The sequence below is a fragment of the Phycisphaeraceae bacterium genome (assembly GCA_020639155.1).
Taxonomy (GTDB): Bacteria; Planctomycetota; Phycisphaerae; order Phycisphaerales; family UBA1924; genus JACKHF01.
In genome coordinates this window covers 1,319,747-1,336,365 of record JACKHF010000001.1, presented here as the reverse complement: position 1 = coordinate 1,336,365, position 16,619 = coordinate 1,319,747, and the positions used below count along the sequence as shown (strand labels likewise).

Below are 16,619 nucleotides of genomic sequence, written 5' to 3'. Positions count from 1 at the left end.
GTTACGCCCGAATCACAATCGCATCGGGTTGATGCTGGATGGTGATCTTGCCGGGTGAACCGCCATGCTCGTCGAACACCAGTAACTCGTTGATCTGGCCTGGCAGAATCCACGGCTCGGGCAGATACAGCGTCGTGTCTGAACCGACCGTCTTGCGGCCACCATCTGAGATGAAGTACTTGCCAACGTGGATGTCATTGAGATAGACCTGTCCCTTTGCCATGCCCGAAAGTTCGAGCATCGCTGGCACCTCGGTCTCGTCCGGCGTAAACCTGCAACGCCACCACGTGGGACCGCTCGGGCCCGAACTACCTCGCGTGATCGCAGTCTTACCCATCGGCTCAAACGATGTCACATGTGGACGTTCCCACTTTGCGAATGACCAATCACAACTCTCGGTGATATTGGTCATGCCCTCGTCAAACGTTACTCCCTTTGCGAGTTCCGCATACGCCTGCTCGAGTGACATGTCATTCGGGATGGACTCTGGAAGCAGCGCGATCTGTATCGTGTTCTTGCCATTGCCAAGCACCTCGTTGTCAAGCTTGATCCGCTCAAGCCCAGATCCCGTCACAAAGTGGATCGGCTCTTCGTTCATCAGCACCAACCCGCGACCCACACGTGCCGAAATGGTGAGATAAATCGGCGATTTTCTTCGATGCGAAAACTGCCATGTTAACCGTTCCGGCGCAACAAGGTCGCCATCACCAACATCCCACAGCGGCGAGCGGAATCTGAGTGGTTCGAGAGGCTTGCCCATCTCGATGGTGTGCTTGCCGGGCTTGAACGACTTCAACTCGTACATGTGGCCGAACAAACCCTTGCGCTCACCGATCGCGTCTCCAGCACCCGCGCGTCCCATGTTCTCGGCAAGCACAATGATGATGTTCTCACCCTTGTCGAGTGGGAGTGTCAGCGGTCCTAGCGTTGCAAATGGCCCCACGCCCCAGACACCAATCGGCTTGCCATTGACAAACACGTGCAAGCGATCTGCGCTCTCCGGCATTGAGACTTTCTGCTTCTTGGCAGCGGATGACTTCAGCACGATTCTGTACCAGCCATAGCCTTCCGGCGTTCCGGCATTGGAAAGCTGCGTCGGACCATCAATGGCTGCAAACCTGGGGCTGGTGCCCGTGACATACTCATCGGCTGACGATGCTGCCCACTCGTTCACAGTGATGTTCGGCGCTTTGGCCTCGATCGGACGCACTGTACGCGACGACGCTTTTCCGTCGGCATCAATGATTGTGACGGCACACGACTTGAGCACGATGGGATCTCCACCCGACGTCACGTAGTCCGCACCAATGTACACCGCACCATCAACCACAAATGTCTTGTCAGCCTGATCCTCACTCACACACACAATGGTGAGCCCTTCGTGCTCCTCGACCACCGGCGTCTTGCCCCGTGGCACTGTGAGCGACAGCGGCGAACCGTTGATAGACACGATGCCATCCGAACCAGATGGCCCATACACAACGAGCGTCTTCCCAGCAAAGGTGAGCGCGCACAGCGTGGAATAGTCGAGCAGCGCACGACCTGAAAGATGTGTGTTCATCACCAGCCATGCAACGGCCTGATCGCCAAGCGACACATGCAGCGTTGAGCCGTCCGGTGTCAGAAGCGACGCGGTGACGTTGCTTGCAACCTTGGTGTTGCGCTCAGGATCGGCACCGAACACCCACAGCACTGATCCCTGTGTTCCCTGCGTGTGTACGGCAGCAACACCGCCGGGCTTTGCAGAACCAGGATCGATCGACATAGGCTGATACGTTGGATCAAGATGCGCAAGCACCTTGCCGAACGCCGAGGCAAACATGGAAATGCGTCGCACGTGCGCAAATGTCGGTCCGAGCGCACCATTTGGCAGAATGGGCGAGTTGTTGCCCGTTGTACTGGTGCAGAACTCACCGACTGCGCTCGATGGTCTGCCAGCATAGAAGCCCTTGTTGATGCCTCCAATACACGGGACATAGTTGTACTGCGCACCCGCTGCGAGCACTTCTGCGAGTCTGCGCTGCACAGCCGCAGGATGCAATGGTTGCGGCGCTTCAACACCCCATGCTGGCATCGGCTCGGGTCGGAAGTTGATCGCCAGTCGCGGCATCTCGGGACGCACCGCTGCCATCTGACGCATCATCGACAGCATCGACTCTGTACCAGACCAGCAGTCGATCTCGCCCTCGACACCAGCCCACAGATTGTTCGCGTTGAGCACGGGCACAGTGAACCCACTCTCGCGCAGATACCGGGAGATCTCTCCCAGATACTTCAGCGCAGCTGTCTCATCGCCGCATGTCCAGTTCATCTCGTTCTGGACCAGCAGAATCGGACCAGCCTTGCCCACGCTGGTCACCTGCAGATCACGCACCTGCTGCGCAAGCTGTGAGATATATCGCGATGACGCTTCAAGAAACGCATCATTTGGCGCGCGAAACTGGATATCTTCAGCATTCATCAGCCACGCTGGAAGTCCGCCGAAATCCCAGCCCGAATCAACGAACGGACCCGGCCGAAGGATGAGATACATCCCCGCTTCGCCAACGAGTTTCACAAAGTGGCGAATATCGTTGTCACCATCGAAATCGAACTGCCCCGTGCGGGGTTCGTGTCTGTTCCAGAACACGGGCGTCTCGATCGTGTTCATTCCAGCCAGTTTGGCGGCATGGATTCTGTCGGCCCAGAGGTCTCTTGGGATCCGCGCATAATGCAGCGAGCCTGAAGTAATCCAGATCCGCCTGCCGTCAATCAGGAAGGAGCGTCCGTCGAAGGTCACTGTTGCCATGTGTTCCCTGCCGTTGAATCAGGCCCCAAAGGGGCAATCGCGAAGGAGTCGCCTTGTGTCGATCACACGTGAAAACGCGGTGTCTGCTGAAGCACGATCCCAGCCTGTGGATGGTGCTGATCCATGGACATCTCGCATGCCCGGGTATCAACCCGACCAGAGCACTGACACGACGTACGATGTGCAGAAGTGGTCTGGCACGGCGCAGATTGACTTGAACAAAGGCCCAATAATCTCGCTGAAAGAAGTTCGCCAGATACGATTTACTGTATAAAATCCAAACAAAAACGGCGATTTTCAGAGGGGAACATCATAGGAACCTCTTTGCGGATCGGCAACATTTCGACCCCCTGGTCTTCCCAGGTTTCCATCCAACATCCAGCCACTCCATCTGCCGGAGCATCATGCAAACACCGCTCGTCGACGTCCACGCTCCCACCCGTATCCATGCACACGCTCGATTGATCGTGGTGCTCGCAGGATGTGCCCTGTGCCTGCCCGGGTGCATGCTCACGCTTGACGATATCGACAGGGAAACCGACCGGCTGATCGCCGAGCGGAACCAGATGCTCCGCCTGAACGCAACGCCCCCCTCACGATCGGGGCAGACTGATCCAGTTGATCCATCCGCCAAGCAGCACGAGCAGGTGCTCAAGCCCGAGACCACCAACCCAGGCGCGGAAGAGCTGCAGATCGATACTGCTGATCCGGCACGCGATGTCGCACCGATCCTGCTCGAGTATGCGTCGAGCGCGGCAGGTGTTGGAACCGACCTTGAGCCAATACAGATCACGCTGTTCGATGCGCTCGCTATCGCGCAAAGGACCGGGCGTGAGCACATCAGCGCCGAGGAGGACTACATCCTCGAAGCGATCAATCTACTGATCGAGCAGCACCGATGGTCGCCGAGACTCTTCAACACCACGAGCGCAACCTTTTCCACCGATGGCGACAACGGCAGTTTCCAGTCGGCTGCAAATGTCATCAACGACATGCGTGTCACACGGCGCTTGCCGTTCGGCGGCGACGCGGAAGCTCGCTGGATATGGAACGCAACAGAACAACTCCGCGATCAGGTCAACGGCAGATACAGGCAGAGCTCCACACTCAGCGCGAATGCATCGATCCCGCTCCTGCGCGGTGCAGGATGGGTTGCGCGTGACTCACTCATCCAGGCTGAACGCAATCTTATTTACGCCGCGCGTGAGTTCGAGCAGTTCCGTCGTGATTACTTCTTCTCCATCGCGCGCGACTATCTGAACCTGCTGCAGTCCAAGGCCTCTATCGCGAACCAGAAACGATCCGTCGAGAGCCTGCAGCGCTCGCTCGAAGGCGACATCGAGCTGTTCGACAAGGGACGCATCTCTCAGTTTGAGAAGAGCATTACCGAGAACCAGCTTCTCTCACAAATCGCTTCGCTCGCCCAGGCGCGCGAGAGCTACATCGTGCAGGCCGAGCGGTTCAAGATCAGACTCGGATTGGATCCGAATCAGCCGGTCGTGTTCCGTACAACGATCTTCGATCTGCAGGAGCCGACTATCGCACTGGATGAAGCGGTGGATGTCGCGTTGTCGTATCGTCTGGACTGGCAGAACACGCTTGATCGTTTGGACGACTCGCGCCGCGCAATCAGATTGGCAGAGGACGGGCTATTGCCGGATCTTGATCTGACACTGTCCGCATCCATGCCAACAGAGCCGGATGCCCGCGAGGGGGGACTTGGATTCTCGCCGGAGGATGTCAACGCAAGCGCAGGGATCTCGCTGAGTTTGCCGCTTGATCGGAAGACAGAGCAGTTGCGCGTGCGCCAGGCTCGCATCCGGTACGACCAGTCGCAACGCAACGCCGACCGCTCACGCGACAATCTCGCGCTGGACGTGCGATCGTCCGTGCGCGCGATCGAACTCGCCCGGTTCCAGCTCACGCTTGCTGAGAAACAGGTGGATATTGCAAACTCACGAGTGGAGGAGCAGAGCCTGCGTCAGGATATCACCTCACAGGAGCGCGTGGACACGCAGGATACGCTGCTCCGCGCATTGAACGCGCGCGACCGTGCCCGAACGGATCTTCGTATTGCGATCCTGCAGTATCTGCTCAACACGGGGCAAATGCGCGTCACCCGCGAGGGCCTGCTCGAAGCTCTGCCCGGCATGGACATTCTCGAAGTGAAACTCTACGAGGACATCTCAGACATCGACGAGTGGTTCCTCGATCCGCCGAAACTGAACCCGGAGACAGAGGACGCAACAGAGCCCGACCCAAGCACCGAATCGGAGGGCGAATAGTTCACCCGCCTTCGGATTGGCGCTGTCCCAGTTGTCTCGTCTCAATCCCTACCGTATTCACACCCGCTTGCATCGCGATATCCTGCGCGCGCACGACATCCTCATACGGCACACGAGCATCGGGCTCAAGCACAATATCGATCCCAGCGCTGCCCGCATCCTTTACAACGCTGCCAAGTCGTTCGGCGAAGCCATCAAGCGGCGTAAACGTGTCGTCCAGCCCTGAAAATACGGTGATCTCCGATGCTTCCTCCTCGCCTGTCTGCGCCCGCGCAAGTGTGATTGTGAGCCGGACAGGTGGCAGTGCAAATGGATCGGCAGCACTCGCCGCCGATGCGGCACCCTGGCGCGGGATGGCGGACTCCATGAACCATTCCGGCCCTAGAAACGCTGTGGATGCCATGAAGAAGATGAGAATGCACATCATGATGTCGACCATGGGTGTCATGTTCGGCGTATCGCCAAACCCATGATCGCGCATCGCGCTGGGGTACATCACGCGCCGATGGTCCCGCTGCTCCCCCGATGCGCCGGTGCGATTGCGCGTCATTGGATGTGCTCCGTTGCAAGTCGCACCGATCCAACCCCAACATCGCGGCACGTGTCGATAATGGGAGAGATCGTGGCAAATGGAAGCGTGCGCTCGGCACGCAGATGCACAACCGTGTCAGGAACGTTGCTGAGTCGATCCCGTAGCAGCTGCGCAAGTCGATCCGCATCGACCGGCTGGTTCTCAACCGTGATGCTGACGCGGTCGGTCCGCTCACCCGTTCGTTCGTTGCGTGTGGGCGTGATGTTGATAAAGAAGTTCTCTGCGATCTTCTCATCCGTCCCAGACACCGCAGGCGGGAGCAGCATCTCTGATCGCTGCTCGGCAACCAGCCTGCCGACAAGCAGGAAGAAGATAATGAGGCACATCATCACATCGATCATCGGCGTGACGTTCGGCATCCCGTCGCCGGACGTGCGATGGATCGAACGCACAACGGCCGATCGCCGGGTGGATGGCGTGCCGACACGCATTACTCGGTTCCCTCGTCGTTCTCCTCGTCCTCTGCTTCTTCCGCCTCGTTCGGTTCTGAAGTACCCGACTCATCGACAGCAGCATCCGATGTTTCGTCATCCTGCCCGCGCATGATGTCGAGCATGCGCTCAAGGTGCCGCGTCGAGATGGACATGCCCCGAGTGCAGATGCGATCGATCCGTGCTTTGTACGTCCCGAAGAAGGCAAGACACGGAATCGCAAGACACAGACCGAGCAGCGTGTGAAACAAGGCTTTGGAAATACCAAGACTGAGCGCAGCTGGTCCAGCCTGACCGCCTGTCTCACCAAGTGAGGTGAACGCAAGGATCATGCCCCAGACGGTGCCAGCAAGACCAACGAGCGGAGCGATGTTTCCAATAAGCTGCAACGGCTCAATCCGGCGAAGCAGGCGTGCGACCTCGTCTCCCACGGCCATATCGGCTGCATCGCGCATCGCCGACTCTCCATGATCACGCTGCTCGATCGCCGCGTGCAGCACCCGTGCTGGCATCGAATCATCCCGTCGCACGAACGGCTCAAGATCTCGCGTCGAACTTGAGAGCAGATGCTCGCTGATGCGCTTCAGACTTGTTGGCGGCAGCACCTTGCTCGCATTGATGTCGAGGATGGATCGGATCATGAGCGACACTGCAACAAATGATCCGAGCAGCAGCACCAGCGTGAAGAGATCGAACGATCGGACGAACAACGCCCATGGTGCAGCAGAAGGGGCTGCATCCTCGCCAGTTGCTGGCGATCCGCACGATGTGAGCACCGCTGTGCCCAGCGCAAGCGCTGCAACGCACACCATTCGACGATAAGGCAGTGATCTGTTCACGAGCGAAAAAGCTCCAGAAACCATAAGGGACAGTGTTGCGTGATCATTCGCACCGGGAGATGGCGAATCGAGAGGGGAGTGCAGATGCCAGATATGCATACTGATCGTTCAAATCGCTATTCGTAATACTTGCCTCCCAGCAGAAACATGGCAAAGAGTTGCCAGCTTGCAGTCTCGAACACCTCATTGTTCCTATTCGTGCTGTTGTCATTCATCCAGGCCGCAGCCGCTTCGAGGAACGCTGCAATTCCGTCGTTTTCCCATCCCCGGCTACCTGGACCGTACGGGTTGCTTGGTGATACGGCTTCTTCCTGCTCATCAAGCAGCTTGTCTTCGATGAGTGACTGAACAAAGGCAAGAAATGATTCGCGATCATCAACACGCCACGCCATGTCTGTGAGTTTGTCCATACCTGCCATCCTCACAACTTTGTAGTCAGCAGCACCATTACATGTGCGCTGCCCATTCAAACTTCTTCAAAATCATCCGGATCGAGCGGACGCGAGACGGTGTACTGCCCCGACAGCCACTTGTACAGATCTGCCATTTGCTCCCGCTCCGTTGGAAACGGTGCCAGCGATGACGCGCCAGGCATATCAGATCGCATGGTCGCCAGCGCCTCAACCAGATCGTGCTCCACCACATCGCGCAACTCAGCGAAATGGATCGTTGCGCTTCTTGAGTGCTCGCCCGTGTGCATGAGTTCAATGCGCATCACGGGCCTGCCAGCCCAATCCACGCCATGCAGACGCGCAGGCCATTCAACAACGACCATGCACGATCGATCGTGCGCGATCTCGTCCCAATCGATCCCGCTGGGCTGCCCGCGCGATGGCGACTTGACTTCTGCGGTCATGTACGCATCAACATGGATCATGACCGGGATCTCCTCGTCATGATCATCCGCCACGACATACTCGTTGCAGGTCAGAAACGACGGGCTTGAAACCGATCGCGGGTCGACCCCCAGCCCCTCTGCCAGACTTCGCACGAATGTTGTCTTCCCCGCACCCAGCGTCCCCGACAGCTCAACGACAGCATCGGCTGGAAGGACGCGGGCAAGCGTCAGGGCGAGCGTGCGTGTCGCTGCGGGATCGGAGAGCTCGATCGTGATCGTGTGGTGCTGGATGGGGTCTTGCTGGGCCACGGGGCATTGTTGTCAAACCGACCCGCACAATCATCCCTGCCTCGTTCTCAGCGATATTTGCACAAGGGTGGTCAATCGCGGTTTGCGTGTGTTCAATTCGGCATGGACACGCTGCTTCAGGCCCTCGACAACTGGCAATCCTTCACCGCGCTGGTTGTCGGGGATTTCATGCTCGACCAGTTGCTGCACGGCGACGCGGAACGCCTTGCGCCCGATGCGCCGGTGCCCGTGCTCCAGATCCGATCCGAAGTCAGTTCACCGGGTGGGGCTGCGAATCTGTGCATGGACCTTGAGGCCCTGCAGGCGAGCGTCATCGCGGTTGGCGTTACAGGCGAAGACAGCGCAGGACACACACTCCGCGCACAACTCAAGGATGCCAACATCAACCCCGCTGGTCTTGTGACAGATCCCACGCGCCCAACCACGGTCAAGCGCAGCTACGTGGGGCTTGCGCAGCACCGTCATCCACAGAAGATGTTCCGGGCTGACTTTGAATCAAGGGCCCCAATCTCTGAGACTGTGGCTGCTTCCATCCTTGCGCAGATCCGTGCACACATACAGGCGGCTGATATTGTGTGCATTGAGGACTACAACAAGGGAGTGTGCACACCAGAACTGTGCAGGGCAATTATCGACATCGCGCAAGAGCACAGTGTGCCGGTGCTCGTTGATCCAGCACGCATCGAGAGCTACACAAAGTACCATGGCGCAACCGCTATCACACCAAACAGAACCGAAGCGGAAGTTGCAACGGGCAAGGTATTTGATAATGGCGACACCCTCTCGCAATCCCGCGAGATGGCGGACACCCTTGCATCACAGGTTGGTGGATGTGTTGTATTGACACTTGATCGCATGGGCGCATTGGTGCGCGATGAATCGGGCACATTCACCCACGTGCCGACGGTTGCGCGCCAGGTGTACGACGTGACAGGTGCGGGGGACATGTTCCTTGCGGGGCTTGCTGCAGCACGCGCAAACAAACTGAGCTGGGAAGACAGTGTGCGGTTTGCAAATGCAGCTGCAGGGCTTGAGGTTGAGGTTTTCGGCACACGCCCGATCCCGTTGAACAAGGTGCATGCGTCTCTGCTTGCGATATCCGGGCGTGTCAGCACAAAGGTTCGCTCTGTGGATGAGGCCGCTGAACTCGCGCATCAGGTGCAGTCCCGTGGCGGCACGGTCGTGTTCACAAACGGCTGCTTTGACATACTGCACGCGGGACACGTGTGGCTGCTCGATAAAGCCAAGGCCGAGGGTGATCTGCTGATCGTTGCAACAAACACCGATGAGAAGGTGCGCCAGTACAAGGGGCCAACTCGTCCTGTCAACGCGCTCGAGCAGCGATTGCGCGTGCTGTGCGGACTAGCGGCTGTTGATGCGGTTGTGGTGTTTCCCCACGACACCCCAATGGAGACGATCGGACGGATCAAGCCCGATGTGCTGGTAAAAGGCGACGAGTACACCGAAGGCGAGATCCCCGGCGCTGCATTTGTCATATCCAACGGCGGCCGTGTCGTTCGCATACCCATGCTTGAGGGCGAGAGCACCACTGCAGTTCTCAAGGCAATGGGTGACGAGCGATGGAAGACTGCAACCACCCGAGACGATCGCGACAGATTTATCCGCGATACCAGCCGGTAAACCCAGCTATCCACACACATTTCAGCATTCTGTCCGTTGGAAACCCGGACAAGCGGTCTCGTGAATCCGTGTTTCTGCTCCTACCCTCCGGGTCACCCATGCACCGATGCCCGTTTGCCATGTTTGATTGCGGATTCAGCTCTTCCAAGGGCCGTTCCCGCACGTGGCTGATCATGACACTGGTTGCGGGCATGTGTGCAGGCACACCTGCCTTCGCGCAGAATGCCGATGATCCGGATCCGATCGAACTCAGGCAGAATCCGGAGCTTGATCCGCTGTTCGGCAGACCCGTTCAGGATGTGCGGCTGTTCAGCTTCACAGAGGACGATCCAAACACGCTGCGCCCGATGAAACCGGTCCTCGCCTCGCTGGCAACAAACCAGATCCGCACTGTCAGGGGCATGCCGTATTCGCCGGAAACCGCACAGGAGGATGTCAAAACCCTGTCCCGTCTGCCCCAGTTTGGACGCATACGCGTCGAGGTGCAGCCAACCGGCGAGGGAACAGTCATTGTCACCTACATGGTGGTCGAGCAACCGATCATCGAGGATGTGCAAGTCGTTGGCAATGTTGTGCTGAGCGACGGCGATGTTGCACGAGTTGTTGGCGGTCTTGTTGGTACACCTGTTGACAAGTTCATCATCTCCAACCTGACGCGGCGCATCGAGACAGCATACCAGAAGAAGGGCTACTACCGCGTTCAGGTGCTCTCGGACATGGAGGAGCTTGCCGAGACCGGGATCCTGTATCTGAAGATTCGCGAGAGTATGCTGCTCCGCGTGTCGGACGTGCGATTCAGTGCGGTGATAGGCGAGCTCTCATTCACCCAGCGCCAGTTGCGATCGGCCATCAAAACCGAGGTCCGCGGGCTGTTCACGAGGGGATACATGGACGACGACAAGCTCGATGGCGACATCGCTGCGCTTGCGTCGTTCTATCGCGATCGCGGATACCTCGATGTCAATGTCGGCAGACGCATCCGCGAAGCACCCAACGGCAAGGAAGCCATCGTTGAGTTCGATATCGATGAGGGACCGGTCTACACACTCGGAACGGTCAAACTTCTCTACCGCGACGAGGAGCTGCAGCACAGACCAGACGATCCATTAAAGCAGTACTTCCAGTCGATGTACGAAGCCCAACAGGCCATGCAGCCGAACGAGTATCTGTTCCGGCTCTCACCAAACCAGGTGATGCTGTACCGCATGGGTGCATTCGCCCCGGAGCAGATTGCAGGACACATCACCGTCAAGTCGGGCGATGTGTTCAATGAAACAAAGATCAACGAGTCCGAGCAGATTATCAAAAAAGCCTTCTACGAACTGGGATACACGGATGTTTCCATCTACCAGTTCCGTCAGCGGCGCACCGACGAGCACGTCTTCGATCTGCTGATCGACATCCAGCAGGGAAAGAAGTTTAAGACAGGCGAGGTCATCATTGCTGGAATACCTATCACGAGGAAGGATGTCGTGCTTGACCGTCTGGATGTGCGCCCCGAGCGTCCCGCAAACAGAAACGATATCGACGAGTCAATAAGAAAACTGACCAACACGCGCATCTTCAGCACTGATCCTGACAAGCAGATGGCGCTGACATTCCAGCCCGAGAGCGAGACCGACCCCGGATACCGCGACATGCTCGTGGAAGTCTCTGAAACACAGACCGGCAGCTTCAACTTCGGCGCTGCTGTCAGCAGCGACTCGGGCGTCTTTGGCACTATCACTATCAAGGAAGACAACTTCGACATTACTGACACGCCGGACTCCTTCGACGAACTCATCGATCGCAAGGCGTTTCGCGGTGCTGGCCAGACAATGGAACTGAACATCCTGCCCGGCACGCAGGTGCAGACCTACAGCCTGACGTTCGGTGAGCCACGCGTCTTCGGATCTGACTACTCGTTCTCAACAACCATGCAGTACAGGGACAGGCAGTTCTCAGAATACGATGAGAACCGGTACGGCGGTAGGTTCACTGTCGGCAGAAGGTTTGGATCACGCTGGGTCGGCAGTGTTGGTCTACGAACTGAATGGGTTGGGCTGAGTGACATCGATCCAAGCTCGCCCGTGGACTTCTTCGAGGTTGAGGACACAAACCTGATCGACTCGCTCTCGTTCTCACTGCGACGATCCAGCATCGACAATCCGTATGTCGCCAGCAAGGGCAATCAGCTTGCATTTGCAGTTGAGCAGACCGGACTGCTCGGCGGCGACTTCAGCTATACAAGGCTCTCTGGCGAGTACGACGTCTATGTGCCCCTGCACGAGGACTTTTTCGGTCGATCGACCGTGTTCCGGTTCAACACGAAAGCAAACTGGATCCCGCAGGGCGAGGACGCGGTACCGACCTATGAACGCTTCTATCTGGGCGGACAAAGCTTTCGTGGATTTGACTTCCGTGCTGTGTCCCCAATCGGCATCCGCAACGACACAATGACGGTTGGCGACGAGCCTGTTGGTGGTACGTGGTCGTTCTATGCTGGCATGGAGGTTCGCCAGCCAATCTATGAGGACTTTCTCGCACTCGTCGGGTTTATCGACACCGGAACCGTGTCCAATGACATCGGGTTCGATGATTACCGCGTCAGCGCCGGGTTTGGATTGCGTCTTCTGTATCCTGGCCTCAGCTCCGTACCGCTCGCTTTCGATTTCGGTTTCCCGATTCTGAGGGAGGACACCGACGATCTTCGTCTGTTCACGTTCTCGGTTGACATCCCGTTCGGCAACTAGATCGAGACGGCCTGTTTCAAACTGGGCATGCTCTGCGAACCGGGCTGCTTCGGATCACTCATCCACAACCGCTGCGGCAGAGTGCCAACTGTCATGATGAGCAACTGGCTCGCAACAAAGACGATCAGCCAGAACGCTGCCGAGTTTGTAAAGCCGTACGAGTGGAGACCAACACCAAGCATGTTGGTGCCGAACCATGCCCACGCGGTAATGATGTTGCCGAAGACCGCCAGCACTGCCATGCCACGTTGCTTGATCATCCCTCCCCATCGCGCGTGAAGAATCAGCAGGTTCATCATCACAATGAGCACTGCACCGTTTTCCTTCGGATCCCAGCCCCAGAACCTTCCCCACGACTGGTCCGCCCAGATCCCGCCGAGCACTGTGCCAACAAAGCTCATGAGCGATGCAAAGCAGATCACTCCGTAGATCATCTTGGACAGCGCTGTTGCGCGTTCCTTGTTGAGTGCGAGTGTCAGCACACCCATGAGGATGTACACAATCGCGAGTGCGCCGGCAAGGAACGTTGCTGAATACCCGATCGTGATAACAACAACATGCGTTGCGAGCCAGAAGTTGGAATCAAGCACCGCCTGCATCATCTGCATCGTGTCGCCACCGGAACTGAGATTGTGCGCGATGATAAGCGTCGCAAACCCGACCGCAGAAGCAACGATGGAACCGATACCAATACGGAACAGACGCTCAAGGAACATACCGAGCAGCACACATCCCCAGCCAACAAAGATGGCAGAAGAGTACAGATTTGTCACAGGTGGACGACCCTGCAAATAGATGCGTGTGCCAAGACCGATGGTGTGCATGACGAACGAGATGAATATCACTCCCAGAGCTGCCCGTCCCAGCGCGTCGGCCCAACCCTGTTTCGTCTGCATGCACGAGAACAGCACACTGAAAAGGGCCAGCAGGAACGCGAGCACATACAGCACTGCTGCATTCAGAAATGGCTTTGCGCGGTTGAATATGACCTCCACATTCGCTCGTGATGTCGCTCGCCCGTTCGTCTTTGCAACCAGGTTGAGATGATTTTTCACTGCTTCATTGAACGCCTCGACATCGTCGCTCTGATGTCTCAGCATGATCTGCTCAATTGAGACGAATCCCGGGTGCGACGGTGCGTTCTGCGCAGCAGAGCTTGCGCTTTGCCAGTCTTCCTCCTGCGTCAGCGGCGGAACAAAGTACGGCGTGTCAGATCGGGTAATAAGCGCGTATGTTGTCAACTGATCGTCAAGATTTGCAATATGGCGCTGGAATGGATCGCGCTGCTTTGCTGGTACATTGAGCGCTCGTGACGCCTGCTCATCTATCTCTGCAACATTCGGGAGCAGTTCATTCAGCGAGAATCGCTTGCGATCTGTTCCTGCCAACCCGATCGTTCCAAGCACATCGGGATGATCGATGCGGAACACCGGGAAGTCGGCGGCTTCCTGCGATCGTGTCATCACCCACGCCAGCCACTCGATCGCTTCGACCTTCCTCTCTTTCCGTCCTGCTTCTACATCGGCGTTGTCGTGATGTGAAGCCGGCATCGAAAGCTCAACTGACTGCTTCCCGCTGATCTGCATCAGCGCATTGCGTGCAACGGTGTCGAGCGGCTTGGTTCTCCCCTCTGCCGAGACGGGGATGCGTCCGAATGCGTCGTAATCAAACCCGGAATCAGACTTCGGCGCACCGCGGAATATCGAACTGCCAAGAAACAGTACCAGCAGCATGCACACGATCCACGGAAACGCACGCTGCAGAAATGAGGATGGTGCACTGTGTGCTGATGTCATCGCGCCTGCCTCCGGACGAATGTGCTGAGGCGAATACCGAAGTGCCACATCATGCCGAATGCAACAAGAATGCACGAGATGTACGGAATCAACCAGCCGGGATTGTTCACCACCTGCAGCACGGTGCCGGTATCGTTGGGCTTGTACGACTGCTGATAGAACGTCTCGCCACGATAGCGTAATGGATTGTTCATCCATATCTTTACCGTGCGATCGACGTTCCGCTCACGATCGATCAATCTGCACTCGCTGGAGAAGTTGCGCGGTGTCTTTGTTCCAACAAACAGATCATGCGAGAAATCAATCAGGTGGATCTCGTACGGCTTGTATACTCGCTTGAATCGCAATGACACCCGGTACTCCGTGCCATTCACATCCAGCACCTGCACATCCTCTGAGGTGAAGTATGCCGAGAGCAGATACGACCCGAGCGATTCCTTGAAGTTCGTGCCTTTTTTATAAAACGTGACATAGCACGCGGGTACATCGACCCTGCTCGCATCAACACCTGTAATCGTCGGTACACGTACCGACGCAACAAACTGCCCCAATCCCGTGCTTACTCTTGAGAGCAGTTCAGCACGTCTTTCAGGCGACACCTCGATTGGCGGACTCAACGCTGAGTTCGATTGCCACTCATCAATGTGGATATCCACAGGCAATGCATCGTCCGAGATGCTCGCGCCGGATGTTCGCAGCAGATGATCGGGCACAACGATCACATCATCCATCGTCTCGTCTGAGTCTGATGTCCGCACGATGGCGAGTTCGGGATGGCGCGTGTCCTCGATGAAGTTCGAGTAGCTGGTCTCGTAGATCGACATGTTGCCCTCGCGCGCGAAGGCTCCCGTAACAAACTCGCCTGCCAACAGCAGGATCACGCCGAAGTGCATGATGATGATGCCGAGGCGCTTCAACGAGTACTTGAAGTGGATAATGTGCGCAGTGATCAGATTGAAAAACAGCACAACACCGATGGTCAATCCACCGGGAAAGAAGAACGCAAGCGCGTCGGGTGGCTGCTTGAACGCGCCGGGCACGAAGATCTTCACGGGAATGCGCACGATTGGCGATCGGAAGTATCTGTCGACAACTGTCCACACACCGTCGTATTGCTGCGCAAGCGTGCCCGCGAATACAAGGAACATTGACATCGCGAACAGCGCGACAGTGAGCTTCAGCGACGCAATGGGCTTGCATATGGTGCGGAGCCAACTCACTTTTTCTCCTCCGCAATCACGTGATGCACAAACTGCATGAATCGTTCGGACTCATCGCTCACACCCTGTGTCGGCCCCATGATCTTGAGATACCAGGAGATCGCGCCATCCTCCACGACCGCAACCAAGGTGCGCGTTGCCCCATCGGATGAGGTCTCGTCGAACAGTTGAGCGTTCTCACTCAGCGTCTGCATCGGCTGATCGTCCATCGACATGATCGAGGGCAATCCCAGTTGCGCGCGCCATCGGTTCACATTCGGCAGCAGCCCGCCACCTTCTCCACGCAGCGGTGTCACAGTGATCTTGACGTTCTCGTCGGAACGCGCAACGAATGACATTGCGATCATGGACGATGTCGGCTCAGTCCATGTCCACGTCTCGTGCGCCTGCCATGTGCCAAGCCGTTTCGTGATGGCGCTGATCTCCATGCCGGCCTCTGGATCGGACGCATCAAGCCCGAGGCTCTTCGGTCTCAACGACTTTGCGAAAGTGATCAGATCCTGCTCGATCAGTGCGCAGATGTCACGGTGTGCCAGCACCTTCACAAACCACGTTTGTCCGTCCCCGGGAAGCATCGCAGCACCAAGCACCTGCATGTCGTTCTCGCCGATCTCACGCACCACTGCGATCTGCCCGCCGAGCCCATCCATCAGTTCCACGTGATCGATCAACTGCGCTCCCTCGATCGGAGCGAGGTTCACCTGCGATCGCCAGCGGTTGATGTTTGCAAGCAAGCCACCAACATCGCCTCCAAACGCGTTCAGCGAGATCTCGGCAGGATCATGCCCTTCGACCTGCGCGAAGAAGGTCGTCACACGCATCTCTCTCGGCGACGGGTCCTCTGTCCACGTTGCTGGCACATCCCAGATGATCTCGATGGTCGGCTGATCGGAGCTTGCTTGGCCGTCCGCCTGTTTCACAAACTCCGGCACGGGAGGATCCTTCGGCGCCTTGTACGCCCGGATCGGCTCCTTCTCGCATCCAGCCAGCCCCAACCCGAACGCAACGAGCGCACAACAACCCTGAAAAACACGTCGGTAAAGCAGCTTCTGGAGCAGGGGCATCACAGCGTCGCATCGTATGCCTCAGCCTTGAAATGTGAACGCGAAACCACACCACAAGACACGCAATATACCCTCAAACACGGC

13 protein-coding genes are annotated in these 16,619 nt (G+C 57.3%); 4 read left to right on the top strand and 9 right to left on the bottom strand.

The window, feature by feature from the left end:
* Position 1: 1 nt before the first annotated feature.
* Positions 2–2,788: a beta-galactosidase gene (locus H6815_05685; protein ID MCB9859929.1), complete on the bottom strand. Its 2,787-nt coding sequence runs from the start codon at positions 2,786–2,788 to the stop codon at positions 2–4.
* A gap of 55 nt (positions 2,789–2,843) precedes the next feature.
* Here H6815_05685 and H6815_05680 point away from each other — a divergent pair, with 55 nt between their 5' ends.
* A complete protein-coding gene (locus H6815_05680) occupies positions 2,844–3,062 on the top strand; it encodes a hypothetical protein (GenBank protein MCB9859928.1) in 219 nt (72 codons plus the stop codon).
* Between the two features lie 130 nt (positions 3,063–3,192).
* A complete protein-coding gene (locus tag H6815_05675; protein MCB9859927.1) occupies positions 3,193–5,073 on the top strand; it encodes a TolC family protein in 1,881 nt (626 codons plus the stop codon).
* 1 nt (position 5,074) lies between these two features.
* On the opposite strand, the gene H6815_05670 is transcribed toward H6815_05675, so the two are convergent.
* The 5 genes from H6815_05670 to H6815_05650 all read right to left on the bottom strand — a co-directional run bounded on the left by H6815_05670 (position 5,075) and on the right by H6815_05650 (position 8,082).
* Entirely contained in the window at positions 5,075–5,623 is a 549-nt protein-coding gene (locus H6815_05670) for a biopolymer transporter ExbD (protein MCB9859926.1), read from the bottom strand.
* Entirely contained in the window at positions 5,620–6,096 is a 477-nt protein-coding gene (locus H6815_05665) for a biopolymer transporter ExbD (GenBank protein ID MCB9859925.1), read from the bottom strand. Before H6815_05665 ends, H6815_05670 begins: the two co-directional genes overlap by 4 nt.
* Positions 6,096–6,935: a MotA/TolQ/ExbB proton channel family protein gene (locus tag H6815_05660; protein ID MCB9859924.1), complete on the bottom strand. Its 840-nt coding sequence runs from the start codon at positions 6,933–6,935 to the stop codon at positions 6,096–6,098. Before H6815_05660 ends, H6815_05665 begins: the two co-directional genes overlap by 1 nt.
* A 116-nt stretch (positions 6,936–7,051) precedes the next feature.
* Entirely contained in the window at positions 7,052–7,345 is a 294-nt protein-coding gene (locus H6815_05655) for a hypothetical protein (GenBank protein MCB9859923.1), read from the bottom strand.
* Between the two features lie 56 nt (positions 7,346–7,401).
* Entirely contained in the window at positions 7,402–8,082 is a 681-nt protein-coding gene (locus H6815_05650) for a tRNA (adenosine(37)-N6)-threonylcarbamoyltransferase complex ATPase subunit type 1 TsaE (protein ID MCB9859922.1), read from the bottom strand.
* Between the two features lie 102 nt (positions 8,083–8,184).
* On the opposite strand from H6815_05650, the gene H6815_05645 reads away from it, so the two are divergent.
* Both H6815_05645 and H6815_05640 read left to right on the top strand, forming a co-directional pair.
* Positions 8,185–9,723: a bifunctional heptose 7-phosphate kinase/heptose 1-phosphate adenyltransferase gene (locus H6815_05645; protein ID MCB9859921.1), complete on the top strand. Its 1,539-nt coding sequence runs from the start codon at positions 8,185–8,187 to the stop codon at positions 9,721–9,723.
* Between the two features lie 98 nt (positions 9,724–9,821).
* A complete protein-coding gene (locus H6815_05640; GenBank protein MCB9859920.1) occupies positions 9,822–12,455 on the top strand; it encodes a BamA/TamA family outer membrane protein in 2,634 nt (877 codons plus the stop codon).
* Here the strand turns inward: H6815_05640 and ccsA are convergent.
* The 3 genes from ccsA to H6815_05625 are packed head-to-tail and all read right to left on the bottom strand — an operon-like array spanning position 12,452 to position 16,535.
* A complete protein-coding gene (gene ccsA, locus H6815_05635) occupies positions 12,452–14,251 on the bottom strand; it encodes a cytochrome c biogenesis protein CcsA (protein MCB9859919.1) in 1,800 nt (599 codons plus the stop codon). The two genes, H6815_05640 and ccsA, sit on opposite strands and share 4 nt — an antisense overlap.
* On the bottom strand, positions 14,248–15,471 hold the full coding sequence (locus H6815_05630; GenBank protein ID MCB9859918.1) for a cytochrome c biogenesis protein ResB: 1,224 nt from the start codon (positions 15,469–15,471) through the stop codon (positions 14,248–14,250). The genes ccsA and H6815_05630 overlap by 4 nt, the downstream gene beginning before the upstream one ends.
* Complete coding sequence (locus H6815_05625) at positions 15,468–16,535, bottom strand: hypothetical protein (protein MCB9859917.1); 1,068 nt, start codon at positions 16,533–16,535, stop codon at positions 15,468–15,470. Before H6815_05625 ends, H6815_05630 begins: the two co-directional genes overlap by 4 nt.
* Positions 16,536–16,619 lie beyond the last annotated feature (84 nt).